Source organism: Kribbella sp. NPDC049227, from assembly GCF_043197265.1.
Lineage (GTDB): Bacteria > Actinomycetota > Actinomycetes > Propionibacteriales > Kribbellaceae > Kribbella.
The window spans coordinates 5,874-22,442 of record NZ_JBICST010000008.1; the positions used below are offsets into that span (position 1 = coordinate 5,874).

Here is a 16,569-nt window from a genome sequence, read left to right on the forward strand (position 1 = left end):
AAACTTTGAGCGGGAGCTGGACGGGTAAAACCGCAGGTCAGAGGCCTGTTCGGGCTACGGGGAGCCCGGTTGTGGAGCGTGCTGGAGGGACCGTTTACACGTTCCGATCAAGAAAGTCTCAGTCTGGCTGGCGCCTCTGAGCGGAGGCGCGGCAAGCCGCAGCGTCCGATCAGGTGAAGTCCGAGCGCTCGGGGTCTGCCCAGAACGGAACATAGCGGATGTTCCGAGCGCCCGCGGTCGGGTCGTAAACCATGATCAGGCCAGCTTCGACAGCCTCTTTGAGGAGTCGTGAGGCCTGAGCGCTGTTCCGAGGAGCGATCCCGAAACGTTCGCGCACAGTCGTGTTGTTCATCGGCTGCCGGCTGACGTACCGCAAGCACGCATGTTGATACATCGCTCGAAGCCGTTCCTCTCGCTCCATGGCAGAGAGCGGGCGTGGCGCAAACAACACCACTCGCGTATGCAGTTCGTGGACCTCGATCAGCGGCGGTGGGAGCTGATTGAACTCGACCTCGAACGTGACCTTGTCCCACCCGCTCCCACGCTCCTCGCAGATTCCCATCTGGCGCATCGACCTGGCAAGGCGCTCGTTCCGGGACTGCGGCGGGCCGTCGATGAAACGCTCGGGCTGAACGAGTGGCACTCCGGGGTTCGTAATCTCGATTCGGTCATCAAACAGCTCGATCATCGGCCCCGAACCGGAGATCGCCAGATCCTGGTGCACCAGGGCGTTGGCGATCAGTTCTCGCAGCGCTAGCTGCGGGTAGAGAGAGTGCGAGCTGCGGAGGGACTGGCTGATCACCTCGTTCGTGGGGAGGAGGTCGGTGACATATCGCACCAGACCTTGAAACCCCGAGGCATACCCGTGTACGCCGACCTGCTCCCTGATCGTGTTGATGCGGGAGACTCCCTCGTACTGGATGACCCGCGTTGCCTTGCGCGAAAGGGATGGGAACTTGCTGAGGTCAGCTGCAAAGAGCAGGGCTCCCCAGTTTGAGATAGACCAGTCACGTGCGATGTCGTGTGAGATGATGCCCTCCCGCTCCAGCGTCTCCAAGATGAGTGCGCGGTTCTCGGGCAGCGGCGCGCTCATCAGGCTGAAGTACGAGGGGTAGTCGACCAGTTGGATCACCTCTTCAACTGACAGGTGGTCGACGGCCGGTGCGTTTTCGAAGGCCTCGGGGTCAAAAAGGCGCCAGAGTCGGCGGGCGTGATCTTGAAAGTCCTTCAACTTCTTCTTGTAGCTTCCGACTCGGACGTACTCGGTGCCTAGGAACTGCACGGGACGCTGGGTCGCCGCCGGGATCTGGAGGATCACGACTGGCGTTCCTCGATGTTCGAAGGTGTAGAAGCGAAAGTCGATCTGGGGCTCAAGTCCTCGAACGAGCCAAGGGAACAGGTCCTCGTTGCCGATCTTCTTCGAGTCTGGCTGAAACGTCGTGCCGACCAGCGCGTGATCAGCATCGGCGACGCCCCACATCATGTATCCGTGCGGCCGGCCGTCTAGGGCAGCGGAGTTGGCGAGTGCCGAGATGTACTCGCCGATGTCATTTGGTTCGGCCTTGTTCTCTTTGAACTCCAACCATGACGTCTCGCTCTCAAGCGCGATGAGGCGATCAGCAAGGGCTGCCAAGGCGGCCGGATCCAAGGCCCCAGGAGGTGGCGTCATGCGCTGATCATGCCGGATGGCCGTTCTGCTACAGCTAGGTGGCCCGTCATCGCTCTGCCACCGGCGGCTCAATCGAGGCGGTGCGTAGTGTTAGTTGATCAGGCTGTATGTGCCATCGGCGTGTCGCTCGAAGTATTCCGAGTAACCTCCCGGATTGCCTCGCCTGTGCTTTGGCAGGAAGACGCCGTAGGTATGGTCGGCCCATCCGGGGCAGGCACGTCGAACATCTGCCGGACGGAAGCGCTCTGGCAGCTCGCCCAGACGGCGCGCCCGCCGGATATCCGCGACAAAGCTGCTCATGTGCACAGGATCCCACGGCTGCCGCTAGGTGCTCGCAGCGCACAGTGTCGCCAGACGTGTGCCCTTCTGACCGCCTGTCAGCGTGAGGAGATGCCACGGGATACCAGCGCGGCCGCGTCTTGCATCCGACCTATGACGTTGTCTACGGCGTGTCTACGACACCGTCCATATGCACCCCGGCGGCCCCACAGCGAGAGCATCCGAGCGGATCCACCGACCGTCGCGTTCCAACGGGAAGTGTGGCCTCCGGTGCCGTCTGGCTGAGCGCCTAGAAGATCGTCGTCTGCGCCTCTGCTGGCACATCGCGGCGTCATCAGCAGCATAGAAGGTGGCTGGTCGCTCCTGTTTAGGCGGCAGCACCGCGTGCGGCCTCCGCGAGCCTTACTAGCTCAGCCCGCTCTGTCTGTTCGGTCATTCCGTACAGCGTGAGTAGGTCCTCTACGTCCCTGCCGCGGACGCCGGTCAGGCCGCGCTCAATGCGAGCCACCTTCGATTCCGACGACCGGATCGACCAGCCGGCATCGGACCGGCTGATCCCGGCAGCCTCTCGGAGTTTCCTAAGACGTGCACCGACGAGCTCGCGAAGCGCTGCATTTCCGCTCTCGTACTCCCAGCCTGTGATGCGAGGTTCTGAACCACTCCAACGCACCGTCGGGCGCGGGATGCCTCCGCCAGGTTCGGCCCCGACGCCGGCGACGAAGCCGGACTGGAACGAGGCTTCGATGAGCGTCACTAGATCCTCGCGGAGCGTCTGAAGGCTCTGACGGTCGTCGGCGCCGCGAAGCCTAGTGTCAGTTGAATCTGGTTTGGCCTCCCCGTTGGCTTGTTGGGCTGGGTGGGGCTCGTGCTCCGCGGGAGTCGATCCGCTCACGAGTCCATCTGCATAGCTCGTGACTCGCTGCACCCCTATGGCCGAATTAACGACTCGCTCGCCGCTCTCGCTGACCTCGGCGCCGAGCACGAGCGTCTCCTGCTTTGCATCGAACTCGACCGTTGCACCCGCGGCCTCGATCTTCAAGAGTCTGCGAACGAGGCCTGCCAACTCCCGCCGCAGGAACCATCCGCCCAGAACGACGACAACGGGCCATTTGATTGCGGCCAGCGTCTCGTTGATGTCATCCCAAATCTCCACCCCAGTCACGCGCCAGAGTGTGCCGCATCGAACCGGTGAGATGGAAGCCGAGACGCGTCGCGGCAGCGAGCGGGCGTTTGACGAGACTGCTAAGACCGTCGGCAGTGTTGGTGCATGGTGCCGACGCCGCCGGCCACTCTCGTGGTGCGGGTCGTGGTGCGAAGGGGTGTCAACTCATGCGGATCTGTTGCCGTGGTGCGAAGCGAACGATGACAAAGTTGCTGGTAGAGGCCAGATGCGGACGTGTCGTTCCTCCTCGTAATGAAGAAGGTCGTCGGTTCGATGCGACAGGCGATCTTTCGCCGCCGATCCAGTCGGTTCTGCGACGAGCCCAGCTCCGCCGAGCGGCTGACGTGGCGGTTAGGCGGGCGGTGTTAGGCCCTCTGTCCTTAGGCGGCTGGCGCGCTCAGAATCTCCGCGGCGATTCAGCGCATCGAGGAGATAACCGCTGGCTCCGGGCATGCCAGCGTCCACCTCCTTCATTAGCGCATCGACGTCACCTCGTGTCGCCAGTAGTCGAGCGAGCAAGATGCATGCGCCATCGTCACCGGCGTCGATGGCACCTCGCAACAGCGCAATCGCGTCGGCAATGCGGCCGTCATCGGCAGCGATCCTCGCACACATTCGAACCGCATGCCTGTCTCCCGAAGCAGCCCGCGCGCGCAGCTCATCGGTCTGCCCGTCCTCAGCTAGAAACTTCGCCAAGCGGTCCGCCGCGCCGCCATCGCCGCGCTGTGCGAGATCTCGCAACAACGACATGGCCGGCCCGCGTCTTCCAGACCTCCACAGGGCGGTCGCCAATCGGTGTGCGGCCTGCTGTCCGCCCACCCCGGGTCGCTTTCGCATGACCTCGACTGCCTCCCTGGTGCGGTTGGCGTCGACAAGGAGGATGGCGAGGTGCGCCTTCGCAGCCGTCGGATGTTGCTCAAGGAGCTCGATCGCAGCGGCGGGTTGCCCGTTGGCGACTAGAGCCTTTGCCAGGCGAGCGACGATCGCCGCGTTGTCGCCGGCGGCCAGGTATTTCCGCAAGACTGTGATCGAGTCGCCGAGTTGGCCGCGGTCACTGTAGAAATTGGCGAGGCCCAGCACACCTCCGTACTCCCCAGCATCAGCCATCTCGCGCAACCCAGCGATATCGCCGCGTCTGGCGAGAAGAACGGTAGACGCCAGGGACGCATATCGATCGCCTTGCCCAGCTCGTATACGCAACTCAGCGAGCCGACCTTCACGACATAAAATCGACGCCAATTCACGCTGCGCGACCCTCGCCCCGCTATTCGCTAGCGATCGCAACTCGTCAGTCTGGCCGTCTCGGGTCAGTTGATCGACGAGGCGGCGGACCGCTGGCTCGTAGCCCATTGCCGCCAACGATCTGACCTGCTCGATAGAGGCCCGCTTGAGAGCTTTCCGGCTCGCGTAGGCACGCCCGCTGGCCGCGATCGCAGCAAGGGCCGTTGGATCGCGATTCTTGACCAATACGTCAACAAGTAGCTGTGATGCACGTGAATCGCCCGTCTCTGCGAGCTCTCGCAGTTCGTCGATGCGGCCCATTCTTGCTAGGAGGGAAGCCAGTTGCGGAACAATGTGCCGGTCTCCACTTGCCAGATGTTCGCTGAGAAGGTCAATTGCCTCCGACGCGCGGCGCCGTCTGGTCAGCAGGTTGCCGAGCCGGGCGAGCGCCACACGGTCTGCTCTCGCGACCAGGGCCCGGTAGATCGATTCGGCCTCGGAGTAATACAGGCGATTTGCTGCACTCGACGCCAGCCTGCGGAGGTCGTTGAAATCGTCGGTGTGCTTCATGAGTGCTCGCCAGGCAAGTTCAGGCACCAGCTGGTATCGACGCGCTCTCGACAAGTGTTGAAGTAGATAGTCGGCGAGGGTGAATCCCCGCACTTCTGTTCGATCCGCGTTCGGAATTTCGATGACAGGAGCCGTCGCCCTGTCTTGGCGACGGCTCCGATTGCACAACTCTGCAAGCGCATCGTCGAACCAGTCCGGTCTCGCCTGTATTCCAGTCCAGTACCCGCGTGCCATGTCAAAGAGCAGGTCTCGCGGGATGGGAGAGAGGACGCCTAGCCGGCGTGCATCAGACGCGGCGTGGACGATGGCTTTGTGAGTCTCAGGAGCCTGCTGGTAGCGGCGCATAATCTCACGCGCGCCGGCGAGTGTCTCTGTGACGTTGAAGTCGCGGTTGACCACCGCCTGTGCCAAGCGTGGATCACGAGCAGCCAGTTCAATCGCGGCAGCCCTCTCCGACTCGGAGAACGTGTCGACGAAGAATGTCCGGCTAACCTGCTCAAGAATGTCAACAGCTTGCTGGTAGCGCGGACTGCTCACCTCCCCCGATGCGGTCCCACTGATCCCACGCAGCTTGACGTCGAACTCGGGCCACAGCGTGCCCACAATGATGACCGGCGTCTTGGCCTCTAGTAGCTGCCTTATTGCGGTTGAAGTTATCGGGACGTGGCCCTCCCCAGCGCTCTCCACGAAGTAGGGACCAGGCAAGAACCTTTGCAGTTCGTCGAGCCAGACAACCAGGCCCTTCGATTCTCGCAGCGGGGCCGATGCTACGGTCTTCACGAGTTCCCCGTCGCCGAGATCGGGCGCAAGTAGAGCAAAATCCGGGAGAACCTCTCTGGCCGTCTCAAAGAGAAGGCGCGTCTTGCCCACGCTCGAGTTGCCGACCAGGACCAGGAACCCACCGGTTCGCCGTGCGCCCCTCATCCAGTCGACCAACTCTGGTGATATGTCTCGGTGAACGAACGTCGGCACGTCATTGTCAAGGGATCGGCGGGAATCGGGCCACCGCCAACGCTTTCGGGAGACAGATTCGGTCGGCCGGAGATCAATGGCCGGGTGGACCCGCAGCGCGAGGGGTCGAGTATCCCGGTCGCCCATGAGTCGTAGACCGGGTCTCCGCCCAAGATGACTACGCAGGCGGGTTGCCGCGACGGAGCTGCTGTCGGGCGTACGCGCCGCGGCTGGCCGATGCTGCAGCACGCCAAGCACGATCGACGTCAGTAGCGAGACGATCCCCAACAGCATGCTGACGATACTCGAAACGCTGTCCTTTTCATCAAGCCTCAGCCCATTGAACTCGGAGACCGCGCCGAGTACGAGTGGTACCCACCACCACCCCGCTACGCCGACAACACCCACGATCGCGAAGAGGGTCCACGGCCGTCGGCGCCAGGGGCGGATCGGATGAGGCAGCTGAGCCACAGTCATCCCTCCTCTACCACCAGTAGCACAGCGGAGGGCAAATCCTCTCACGAGCTAGCGATGTTCAGCCGCCTAAACAGGCCAGGAGAGTTCGCTCAATGAGTGAACTCTCCTGGCCAGGCTTGCAACGTAGCCGACTATGCTGCTCAGGCGTCGACTAGCTACTCGCCGGCGCGCGTGACACGGTTCGTGACGCGAACTGGAGAAGCCGAAGGTGCTTTACATCGGCGCCGAGTTCCGCGAGCGCGCCGACGTCGACAAACTCGCGGACGCAGGGTGAGCACATGGGCAGGGCACGAAAGCTGGCGGTCGTCGCTGCGGTCAGCCACCGGGCCAAGCAGCGGGTCGCTGTTGTTTTCTGGGACACCGACACTGGCGACCACGAGTTCGTCGAACAAGCGCTTCGCGCGGAAACCGCCATGGTTGCTGCCTTGGCGCAGCCAGCCCATGATTCCTGTCATTGAGGCCTCATGCGGCAGGACCTGACCGGGCTGGATGTTGGCCGAGTAGACCAACACCCCAGAGGGGACGGTGACGTTCCAGACGACCTGGTCGCCGACCTGCAACCAGCGGCCGCTGTTGTCGTCGTCCTCGGTCCAGGTGCCGTCTGCGTTGAAGGCCACCTCCCCGATATTGAATTCCTTGCCTGCGCCAGGGCCGAAGCTCCAGGTGGCGCGGATGTTCCAGGATCCGACGATGCTTGCCATGGTGCTGTGCCCTCGTGGCGATGTTGACGGCCGGCCCCGACGCAGACGAACACGATCTCGAACGAGACCTCATGCAAGAGAGCATTTGGTTCCAGCGCGGCGGCGTCAACGCCGGAGTCAGGGTCGATTCCGACCCGCCACCCGCAATGGTGGCTGGACCCTCCACCCCAGACCAGCGAACGCGGCGGCGGGAAGCCTAGAACTGTCGCTGCACCGTTTCACAACGCGAGAAGCTGCGCGACGTCGCCGCCGGCGTTGTAGTTCTGCGTGAACTGCTCGCCGTTGATCGACAGGTTGCCGTTGTGTGAGGGCGCGACCAACTTCCTCTGGCTGTTGGCGCGATGGTCGTGGGGCGATCATCCTTTGGGGATGGCTCGATTTGTGACGTTGGGTGCCGCCCGCAATCCGGAACTCACGTCGCTGCTCCTCTAAGCCCCTCCCCCGGCACGACCCGGTACCCGCAGACGATCGCGAATGACGGACGCCGGCGACAAAGTTGCCGCGGTCAACCGCATACTCGACAACCCAGAGAGAACGGCCGAACAAAGATCGAGGCCATCCGCGAGGTCCTGCGCCCCCGACCGCCGCGGCAATCAAGGCTCCGCGGCGACTGGACCCCGACGACGACCCGGACCGCCGCGGCCGCGTCTGGCGGCCGCCACATTCGTTCTAGCCGCGGCATGGTCAGCGACCTGGGCTGGTTGAGCTCGTAGTGGGCGACACCGCCGCCCACGACAAGTGCTGTCTTCGAGTTGGTCGAAGTGTGGTTTGTCAGCCCAGCTCCAGCCCCGTCTTACCTGGCAACTCCCCGTACACGACGAGCTGTTCGAGGATGTTGTCGGCCAGTCTGCTGTTCGGGTACGTCTTCAAGTACTCCGACCCATCGCGCTCCGCGACCACGACTGAACCCTCGTTCCCTTGCTCGTCACGGACGACAACATCGAGGCCACCGGAAACCGCGGCCACCCCGTCCTCTCGAGTGAGTGCCCACTCAAGGCCCTGTTCATCCTCGCCTAAGTAGCCGAGCACTTGACCTTTGTTGCCGCGCACGACTGCGGTCAACTGATACTTGGACGATCCGGTGCTCGGGCTGCGGGGGAACAGGTCGTGACAAGACGCGTTGCACTCGTTGGAGGCGAGGAGAGCGACGAAGACGCCGATGAGGCACCCCACCAGAGCGCCTACGCCGGCCCCGACCGGCCCAGCCCAAACACCAGTGAGCGCGCCCGCGTAGGCGCCGGCACCGATGGCGGCCGCGCCAGTCGCACTGCCGATGCCCATGCCCATGGTTACTGCAGTTGATTCCTTGGTGTCGCAACACTCCAAACAGTTGTCCGGGTTCGACCGACCACCACAACCCCACAACGGGTCGCCGTAATACATCCCCTGCGGCGCGCGGCTGGGTTCGGGTGGACCCGCCGGGAGTGGTCTCGAGATCCAGACCTCCGCCTCCCGATCGTCGCGCTGCGGGGCCAGGGCCTGCGAGACCACGGCCCCATCGCCCGCCAACGAGCGCGCATACCTGAAGACGAGGTGAGCAGACTGGTCGACCTGGACCGTATGCACCATCACACCTCTGATGCCGTTGAAGACGCCGTACTCGTTCAGCTTGGCGGTGCCAACGGGACGGACCGGAACCTGCCGGAACTTGGTAGGTGAGTCGAATCCCGTGACGAATCCGGGGGCAGCCGGCGGAAGAGTGTCCCGAGCGGCGAGCCTCTCGTCCGATCGAACCATCCACCCGGGCCGGCGGCTGGGGATCGCGACCCTTCTGCGAGCGACATGTGCACCGTTGCGATCGAGCCGGACGTACTCGCCGCCACTGTCGGTCATGTGGAAGACAACTACGGCGTCGGCGTATCCAATACTGAGATGAGCTGGATCTCCCCGGTCCGGTGGGAGTACAAAGCGTTGGCTGACGAACATGAGCGCGCATGTTTTCGGCCCTACACCACCCCCGATAGCCCGCGATGCCGCCCTAACCACGGCGGCGTTGCCCCTCGCTGGAAGCACACACGCCAGCGTGCTTGCCGAAGGATTGGGTCCGCCGAGGTCCATCAGTGCACCAGAGTTGGTGCGGCGGAGCCGCACCGCTGAACCACCGGTCTGAAACTCAGCGATTCTCTCGTCGAGGTGCCGTGAAAGTCCCAGGTCGAACGTGACGCTAGCGTCTAGCTGTAATGACCAGCAGGGTTGTTGACGCGGGTGATGGGTGGTTTGCCGGCGAGTGAGGTGTGGTTGCGGTGGTGGTTGTAGGTGTGGAGCCAGGTGGGTAGGGCCTCGGCGCGGTGCTGGTTGCTGGTGTAGGGCTGGGCGTAGGCCCATTCGTCGAGCAGGGTGCGGTTGAAGCGTTCTGCTTTGCCGTTGGTTTGGGGTCGGTAGCGGCGGGTGAAGCGGGCCTGGGCGCCGAGGTCGGCCAGGGCTTGCTGCCAGGCGCGGCCGCGGCGGTAGACCAGGGCATTGTCGGTCATCACGCGTTCGATCCGGGTGATGCCGAGGTCGGCGAAGTACTCTGCGGCGCGATGCAGGAAGCCGGCGCAGGTGGTGGTCTTCTCGTCGGGGTGGATTTCGGCGTAGGCCAGGCGGGTGTGGTCGTCGACGGCGCAGTGCACGTAGTCGAACCCGACTCGTGGGGCGTTGCGGGCCCGGCGGTGTTCGGGGCTGTCGTGGCCCAGCACCCGCCAGCCGCCGCCGTCGCGGAGCCGGCCGAGCTTCTTCACGTCCACATGCAGGAGTTCGCCGGGAGTGTCGCGTTCGTAGCGGCGAATGCGTTCGCCGCTGGGCCGGTCCAGCCAGGCGAGCCGGTGCAGGCCGTGCCTGGTCAAGACCGCGTGCACGGTCGAGGCCGGGACGCCGAGCAGCGGCGCCAGCCGGCGGGGTCCGAGTTTGCGTTCGGTCCGGAGCCGGCAGATCCGCTGCTCCACCTCGTGCGGTGTCTTGTGGGGCAACCGGTACGCCGTACTGGGCCGGTCCCGCAGACCTGCATCACCCTCGGTTCGCCACCGGGCCAGCCACTTGTAACCGGTGGCCCGCGAACACCCCAGCTCCTTCACCACATGAGCCACAGGACGGCCCTGGACCACAACACGCTCGATCAGCAACCTGCGGCCATACAAAGTCAGCCGGGCATTACGGTGGAACACAAGACCTCCGGTTGTGCGGTGTGGGCGTCAGCAACTCACACCCAGCCGGAGGTCTTCTCACATCTCAAGCAGCCACGCCGTCAACAACCCTCGTGGTCATTACATCTAGCCGGTTGAGGAAGTTGTCCCCGAGCTTCTCCGCGAAGAGGGCCTTGGCCTCGTCTGTGATACCAAGCGAGTTCGCCATAGTCCATCGCCTCGTTCTGTTCAGGTGTCGTCGGAGGCGGTGCCCGCGGCACGGCGGATACCTTCCAGCTTCGCATCGGACGGGCGTCATGGGTATCTCTCGAGCGCCGCAAAATATTAGGCCGCTACGCCAGTCGGCTTTGCCGCAGATCAGACGGGTGTTGAGAATCGATCGTTCGTTGCAACCTCAGCGGGAAGCCGTCCATGACCCGCGATCTGGGTCGTAGGTGATGTGCCTTCCGGGCCCGCACTCTTCGGGCTGAAGCCTCAGCAACTGGCGATACGCCTCATCCGGCAGGTCTGAGGCCAGCCAAATGGTGCGCTTCGACTCCACGTCTCGGAGAGCGATGCTGTTTCCAGGCCGTCGGCTGGCCGCGAAGATGCGGGAGACCCATGCCTTCAGCGCGTGGTAGCTGTCGGCAGCTGCCAGATCAAGAAACTTCTTCGCGAAGATGGACAGCGGCATAGTGATTGCGATCCAGGCAATCGGATCGATACCGACGCCTCCGGGACCCCAAACGTTCGCAGACGGATCCAGCTCCCTGACGATGTTCCCAATGGCCGCGGCCTCTTCCTCTGTGCCAAAGGCGATCCGAACGTCCATGACAGGTCCCCACTGCATCGCGGCCTCCAAACCCTGACGACCCAGCCCGACCTCCAGAGTGCAACCAGGGCATCGTTCCGGACCAGGATGTAGGTGCAGCGAAGATTGGGCTGCCTGGGCAAGTGCTGGAGCGTCAGCGACCACAAACAAGCACCTGGCATCAGACCTGTCGGCGCGGGACTGATCGCCTCTCCATCGACATGTTGAGAATCGATCGTTTCTCGACACCTCTGTCCGGGACCGCCGCCAGCGCGCGACGCAGCAGATCTCCGTGTTGAGAAACGCGTTGTGCAGGGAGCCTGGCTAACAAGTCGGCACCGCCCGATTCTCAACGGCGAATTTGCACGACAACCGAGGGTGCCCGTATTGCGGGTCCGCACCAGTTGGATCTTGCCGCCCCACGAGCGCGGCAAGTTCGCCTGCTACCCGTCGGGCTGAACGCCGCGCGTGGTGCGGATCGTGGTGCGAAGTGGTGTTAACTCCTGCGGGCTGTGTTGTCGTGGTGCGAAGCGAACGATGGCAAAGTTGCTGGTAGAGGCCAGATGCGGCTGTGTCGTTCCTCCTCGTAATGAGAAGGTCGTCAGTTCCAACGTGGCAAGCGCGTCGGCGAGCGGCTGGCGACTCACCGTAGTTTGGTGGACTGGCGCGTGACTCTCCTTCAGCGGTTCCGTCGGTTGACTCGAGTCGGCTACCTAGTCGCCACGAAGGTTGTCGTCGCGTCTGCAGAGCCAGCCAGGCTGACGACGAGTTCGTAGTCGCCGATCTCGGTTAGGTTGCCGCCGCTGCGGCGGATGGCGCCGACGAGGAGCTGGCGGAGATCGGACGTGTCTTCGGGATCGGCCTCGGCGCGGAACTTGGCGATCGGGTCGCCGAGGAGACGGACCTCGAGGTCGAGGGGCCGAGGCTGTCCGTCGGACAAGCGAGCTTTGTCGGGGTGACCGATGGTTGGCTCAACGCTGGTCGGGGCGTCTGGAGCGACGTGCTTGACGAGGGTGCGTCGTCCGGAGTTGAGCTCCACGAGCCCCCACTTGTCGAGGAGTTTGACCGCTCGTTGAGCTGTTGAGACTGAGGTGCCGTGGGCTGCGGCGAGATCCTTGATGGAGGGGATGGGAAGGCCATGCCGGAGGGTGCCCTGGAGGATCTGGGCTCGGAGGTCGACGGCGATCTTCTCGTAGGGGCTTGTCGGGACAAGCTCGGTGATACCGATGGCTGGTGCGGCGGCGATCCCGGGGCGGGTGGGCATGCGGGAGGCAAGGCTGCCGGCTGCGCGTTGGTCGGATTCGGAGACCCACGCTGTGTAGGCGCGAAGGGTGGTGGTTCCGCCGCCACCGTGGCCGAGGCGGCCGGCGACGGTTCGGATGTCGACGCCGGCGGCGATCAGTTCGGTCGCGGAGTAGTGGCGGAGCTTGTGGAGGGTGGTCTTAATTCCCAAGCGGCTGACCAGCTTGCTATATCGCTGCGTGACGGAGTCGGGGATCAGGTGCGTAGACCCGTCCGGAGCTAGCGAGAAGACGAAAGCATCGTCAGCGAGCTCGAGCTGGAGTGCCGCGGTTCGGGCGAGAGCGCGCGCCTTGTGTTCACGCAGCAGTTCGACGGTCTCGGGGTCGAGGGTGATGCGGCGGTCCTGGTGGGCTTTGGTGCCTTTCTCCCACTTCTTCCCGCTGCGTTGGCCGATCGCCTTCTCCAGGTGAAGTACTGCATTGTCCAAGTCGACGTGGTGCCAGCGGATCGCGCAGAGTTCGCCGCGGCGTTGGCCGGTGATCATCATCAGCCAGATGAGAGCTCCCCAGTCGGGGTCTTTGAAGGCCTCGTTGATGATGCGGGCGGCTTGCTCGGGACTTGGCGGCCGCGGGTTGCCCTTCGGGGCCGCTGGGGGTTCGGCGTCTGCGATCGGGTTGGCTGTGACCCACTTCCAGCGGACTGCGCGACGCAGAGCGCCGTACAGGATGAAGTGGATCTGGCGAATCGTCGAGGCCGCAAGGGGCTTGCACGTGTGCGGGCGGCAGCGCACGTCGCACTCGTGCTTGCGAGTGGTTCTGTGGTCGATCTGGCCCTTGGTGTTCCTGCAGTGGTCGCGGCACCGGCGGAGCTCGGCGTACAACGAGTCCATGATGCCCGCGTCGAGGGAGCCGACCTTCAGGTCGCCGAGGAGTGGGCGGATGTGCTTGTCGGCGTAGCCCTTGTAGACATCGAGGGTGTTGAACTCGAGATCGGCTTCGGACAGGTACTTGTCCAGCAGCTGGTTGACCGTGGCCTTGGTGCGCGGGTTACGGCGCTCGTACACCTGGTTGAGCAGCCGGACGCGGGTTTCCTCGGCCAGCTTCTCGGCGTCCGGGCCGGCCGGGATGACCTCGGTCAGGTCGTGACGCCGCTTCGAGACCGGGTCGATGCCGGCATACACGCGCACTCTGATGGCGCCGCTCGGCAGCGCATCGATGCCGCCGCGATCGCGCTTCTTGCGATCATTCGCCTTGGCCATGCGGGCAAGTCTAGACCCAACTTGCGTCACGGACCGTGTCACGACGCGAGTCCGAGAGGCTAGCTGACCTCCTCAGAGGAATGGCCTCTGACTTGTTTTTGCAGGTCAGAGGCCACTTTCTGATGGTAGGCCCCGTGGGACTCGAACCCACAACCCGCGGATTAAAAGTCCGCTGCTCTGCCAGTTGAGCTAGAGGCCCTCTCACGAGGGTGAGGGGAACAGTGTGTCAGGTTTGTCCAGGTGGTTGCTCGGTGGGGGCTGAGGTGGTTACGGCTGGTGACTGTTCGGGTGGGGGTGGTGGGCGTACTCTCGGCCTAGGGGAAGGGCGTGCGTGGGGGCGTGCGCTGGGGTCAGGGGGACTCGATGGGGGTTGTGGAGCGGGCGGCGATCGCCGGGTTGCATTCGGAAGTGGTGAATGCCTGGAAGGGGATCGTCGGCGAGGCGAGCACGCTCGGGCTGGCGGACCGGATCGTGATCTCGGTGAAGCTGAAGGCACGGGCAGACGCGTTGGCGGCGTACGAAGGGCTGGTCCGGGACGCGGGGGACCTGGCCACTGACGTACGGGCGTTCGCGACGGCGGTGAAGATGCAGAATCCGCTGACCGGGGTGGTCTGGGGGACCGGGCTGGCCTCCGGGGTGCTGGGGTTCTTCGGCTGGTGGTCGTTCGTGGCCTTGCGGGCCGCGTGGTCCGATACCGAGGGCGGTATGGCGCAGACGACCGCGGCGGTGATCGGTGTGTTGACCGTGGCGTCCGGAGTCGTGATCGTGGCTGTGGTCCGCGCCGCGGTGGTCGCGGCTCAGGCGGCATTGCAGACACTCGACGACTTCAGCGCCAAGGAGCACCCGTCCGCGGAACTGCTGCGCGAGGTACGGCCCGCGGAGGAACGTCTGTTCGCCCTGTTCCGGCAGGAGGTGCCGGAGCCGCCGATCACCGCCGGGCCGTTGATCGTGCTGGGAGTCGTCGGGCTGCTCGCCGGCGTACTCTTCGCGGCGATGACAGGCGTCGGCGCGCCGACGCCCGACGGCTGACCCCCGCGCCGGTTACGCTGTGTGTTGCACAGTAGTCAGAGCGGTCGCGCTGGGGGTGTCGACTGGCGTGCTCGCTTCCTCGGGGGAGGAAGACGATGGGTTTCCGGATCCACTTCGGCTGCGCCGATCTGGCGCGTACGACGATCGGCCGCACGCCCGATCCATTGTGGGAAGTGCTGCTCGGCATGCACATGCTGCAGACCGAGGACGAACCGTCGGTCTTCGGGGCGTGGCGGCAGCGGGCCAGGGCGAAGCTCACCGAGCTCGAGCGTGAGCTGCTCGTCCTCGCACCACCGGTCGGGTACTCGCCGGACTTTCTCACTCCGGCCGCGTCGGTGAACGGTCTCGACGCCGGGCTGGCCGCTGTGGCGGCAACGCCGCAACACCAGTTGGAGCAGGAACTGCGGCGGTTGTCGGGCGAGGTCCGCTTGCCGGGCTGGACGCAACGTCTGGCGGCCGGGGATCCCGGCGTACTCAAGAAGGTGTGCGAAGGCCTGAAGCACTTCCACCGCACCAAGATCGCGCCGCAGTTGCCGTCGATGTCGCCGACAATCGCGCGCGACGTGAAGCTGCGCAGCGACACCGTGACGACCGGCGGCTTCGAGAAGCTGGCGAAGACGCTGCACCCCGCGATGCAGTGGGGTCCGCCGGTGCTGCACGTCGACATGCGCCACATCAACCGGGATCTGTACCTGCGCGGCCGCGGCCTGCGCCTGGTCCCGTCGTTCTTCTGCTGGCGGCATCCGATCATGCCCGCGGACCCGGACCTGCCGCCGGTCCTCGTCTACCCGGTGACGCACGACCCGGCCTGGTCCGAGCCGACCGCGCAACCCGCTGATCCGGAACGTGCCCTGGCCGACCTCCTCGGTCGTACGCGGGCCGCCGTACTGCGAAGCATCTCGGTAGGCGCGTGCTCCACCAGCGAACTGGCCGCACGGGCCGGCATCTCACTGGCATCGGCCAGCGAACACGCACGAGTCCTGCATCGCACCGGCCTCGTCACCACCCGCCGGGCCGGCAACGCGGTCCGCCACACGATCAGCCCGATCGGCACCCACATCCTCACCGGCACGCAGGCCTGAACCCTCTACCGGACGGTCACGTCACAAAACCGAGTCGGTTCGGCCGCTGCCCCTCGCGGCACGATCCATCGCAGTGGTATGGATCAGTCTTCGCCCGGGAGGTCCGGGCGCTGACACTCCCGCCGCGGGGGGAACCGCCGGCGGGTTGGGGGGAATCGTGCATTTGTATCGTGCTGCGCTGGCAGCCGGCAGCGTGCTGGCTATCGGCGTACTCGCCACTGGTTGCGGACCGGCTCCGAGTACGACGGAGGTCGCCGAACCGAGTGTGGTCGTGAGCACCCAGGAGACACCAACACCGGAGAGCACGGCCACGCCGACACCGACACCGACACCAACACCAACACCAACGCCCAAGGTGACGCCGACCACGAAGACACCGACGACCACCAAGAAGACCGTCGTCGAGTTCCGCACCATCCCCTTCAAGAAGAAGACGGTCACGGATTCGTCGATGCCGAAGGGCGAGAAGACCATCCGGACAACGGGTGTGAACGGGACCCGCAAGCTGACCTACCAGCTCACCTACGTGAACGGCGTCCAGACGGACAAGGACCTGCTGCGGGACCAGGTGTCGAAGGAGCCGCGCTCGCAGGTCACCGTGGTCGGTACCAAGGTCGAGGAGCCGGAGCCGGAGCCGTCCGGCTGCGACCCGAACTACAGCGGCTGCGTCCCGATCGCCAGTGACGTCGACTGTTCAGGTGGCAGCGGCAACGGCCCGGAGTACGTCGCCGGCCCGGTCCGCGTGATCGGGAGTGACATCTACCGCCTCGACAGCGACGGCGACGGTGTCGGCTGCGAGGACTAGCGAAGACGTCCAGTGCAGGGCACTAGGTCGTCTGGTTGTGGTCGCGGCGGGCGCTGAGAATGCTCGCCGCGATCGCGCCCATGATCAGCAGGACTCCGATCAACTGCAGTCCCGGCGAGTCGTCCGATGCTCCGTAGATGACACCGGCAGCGCCGAGAGCAACTGCCACGACGGCAACGACGTACTTCATCAAGACCTCCCGACACCCGAC

General features: G+C 64.7%; 12 protein-coding genes and 1 tRNA gene. 3 read left to right on the plus strand and 10 right to left on the minus strand.

The window, feature by feature from the left end; genetic code table 11:
* Positions 1-169: 169 nt before the first annotated feature.
* From ACGFH6_RS33130 to ACGFH6_RS33170, 9 genes are all read right to left on the minus strand, one after another.
* Complete coding sequence (locus ACGFH6_RS33130; protein WP_393391783.1) at positions 170-1,669, minus strand: ATP-binding protein; 1,500 nt, start codon at positions 1,667-1,669, stop codon at positions 170-172.
* A gap of 646 nt (positions 1,670-2,315) precedes the next feature.
* Positions 2,316-3,110, minus strand: a complete 795-nt coding sequence (locus tag ACGFH6_RS33135; protein ID WP_393391785.1) for a helix-turn-helix domain-containing protein — start codon at positions 3,108-3,110, stop codon at positions 2,316-2,318.
* 351 nt (positions 3,111-3,461) lie between these two features.
* Positions 3,462-5,873 (minus strand): hypothetical protein, encoded by a 2,412-nt coding sequence (locus ACGFH6_RS33140; RefSeq protein WP_393391788.1) that lies wholly within the window; start codon positions 5,871-5,873, stop codon positions 3,462-3,464.
* 611 nt (positions 5,874-6,484) lie between these two features.
* Positions 6,485-7,030: a hypothetical protein gene (locus ACGFH6_RS33145; protein WP_393391791.1), complete on the minus strand. Its 546-nt coding sequence runs from the start codon at positions 7,028-7,030 to the stop codon at positions 6,485-6,487.
* A 771-nt stretch (positions 7,031-7,801) separates the two neighbouring features.
* Entirely contained in the window at positions 7,802-9,088 is a 1,287-nt protein-coding gene (locus ACGFH6_RS33150; RefSeq protein WP_393391794.1) for a DUF3892 domain-containing protein, read from the minus strand.
* 113 nt (positions 9,089-9,201) lie between these two features.
* Entirely contained in the window at positions 9,202-10,173 is a 972-nt protein-coding gene (locus tag ACGFH6_RS33155) for an IS481 family transposase (protein ID WP_393391796.1), read from the minus strand.
* Between the two features lie 373 nt (positions 10,174-10,546).
* Positions 10,547-10,963 carry a hypothetical protein gene (locus tag ACGFH6_RS33160; protein ID WP_393391798.1) on the minus strand — a complete coding sequence of 139 codons (417 nt, stop codon included), beginning with the start codon at positions 10,961-10,963 and terminating at the stop codon, positions 10,547-10,549.
* A gap of 688 nt (positions 10,964-11,651) precedes the next feature.
* The gene (locus tag ACGFH6_RS33165) at positions 11,652-13,442 is read right to left on the minus strand and encodes a tyrosine-type recombinase/integrase (protein ID WP_393391801.1); all 1,791 of its coding nucleotides are present in this window, start codon (positions 13,440-13,442) and stop codon (positions 11,652-11,654) included.
* Between the two features lie 123 nt (positions 13,443-13,565).
* Positions 13,566-13,641: transfer RNA gene (locus tag ACGFH6_RS33170), tRNA-Lys, on the minus strand.
* A 164-nt stretch (positions 13,642-13,805) separates the two neighbouring features.
* Here ACGFH6_RS33170 and ACGFH6_RS33175 point away from each other — a divergent pair.
* The 3 genes from ACGFH6_RS33175 (at position 13,806) to ACGFH6_RS33185 (ending at position 16,358) form a co-directional block, all read left to right on the plus strand.
* Positions 13,806-14,471, plus strand: a complete 666-nt coding sequence (locus ACGFH6_RS33175) for a hypothetical protein (protein ID WP_393391803.1) — start codon at positions 13,806-13,808, stop codon at positions 14,469-14,471.
* 95 nt (positions 14,472-14,566) lie between these two features.
* Positions 14,567-15,553: an ArsR/SmtB family transcription factor gene (locus tag ACGFH6_RS33180; protein ID WP_393391806.1), complete on the plus strand. Its 987-nt coding sequence runs from the start codon at positions 14,567-14,569 to the stop codon at positions 15,551-15,553.
* Positions 15,554-15,710: 157 nt separating this feature from the next.
* Positions 15,711-16,358, plus strand: coding sequence for a G5 domain-containing protein (locus ACGFH6_RS33185; protein ID WP_393391809.1), 648 nt, complete (start codon positions 15,711-15,713; stop codon positions 16,356-16,358).
* Between the two features lie 22 nt (positions 16,359-16,380).
* Here the strand turns inward: ACGFH6_RS33185 and ACGFH6_RS33190 are convergent, their stop codons facing one another.
* Entirely contained in the window at positions 16,381-16,548 is a 168-nt protein-coding gene (locus tag ACGFH6_RS33190) for a hypothetical protein (protein WP_165554299.1), read from the minus strand.
* Between the last annotated feature and the right edge of the window lie 21 nt (positions 16,549-16,569).

Bases quoted from the DNA above. Each gene is read 5' to 3' on its own strand.
- ACGFH6_RS33130 (WP_393391783.1), bottom strand. From the start codon at position 1,669: ATGACGCCACCTCCTGGGGCCTTGGATCCGGCCGCCTTGGCAGCCCTT.
- ACGFH6_RS33145 (WP_393391791.1), bottom strand. From the start codon at position 7,030: ATGGCAAGCATCGTCGGATCCTGGAACATCCGCGCCACCTGGAGCTTC.
- ACGFH6_RS33150 (WP_393391794.1), bottom strand. From the start codon at position 9,088: ATGGACCTCGGCGGACCCAATCCTTCGGCAAGCACGCTGGCGTGTGTG.
- ACGFH6_RS33160 (WP_393391798.1), bottom strand. From the start codon at position 10,963: ATGGACGTTCGGATCGCCTTTGGCACAGAGGAAGAGGCCGCGGCCATT.
- ACGFH6_RS33165 (WP_393391801.1), bottom strand. From the start codon at position 13,442: ATGGCCAAGGCGAATGATCGCAAGAAGCGCGATCGCGGCGGCATCGAT.
- ACGFH6_RS33175 (WP_393391803.1), top strand. From the start codon at position 13,806: ATGGGGGTTGTGGAGCGGGCGGCGATCGCCGGGTTGCATTCGGAAGTG.
- ACGFH6_RS33180 (WP_393391806.1), top strand. From the start codon at position 14,567: ATGGGTTTCCGGATCCACTTCGGCTGCGCCGATCTGGCGCGTACGACG.
- ACGFH6_RS33190 (WP_165554299.1), bottom strand. From the start codon at position 16,548: ATGAAGTACGTCGTTGCCGTCGTGGCAGTTGCTCTCGGCGCTGCCGGT.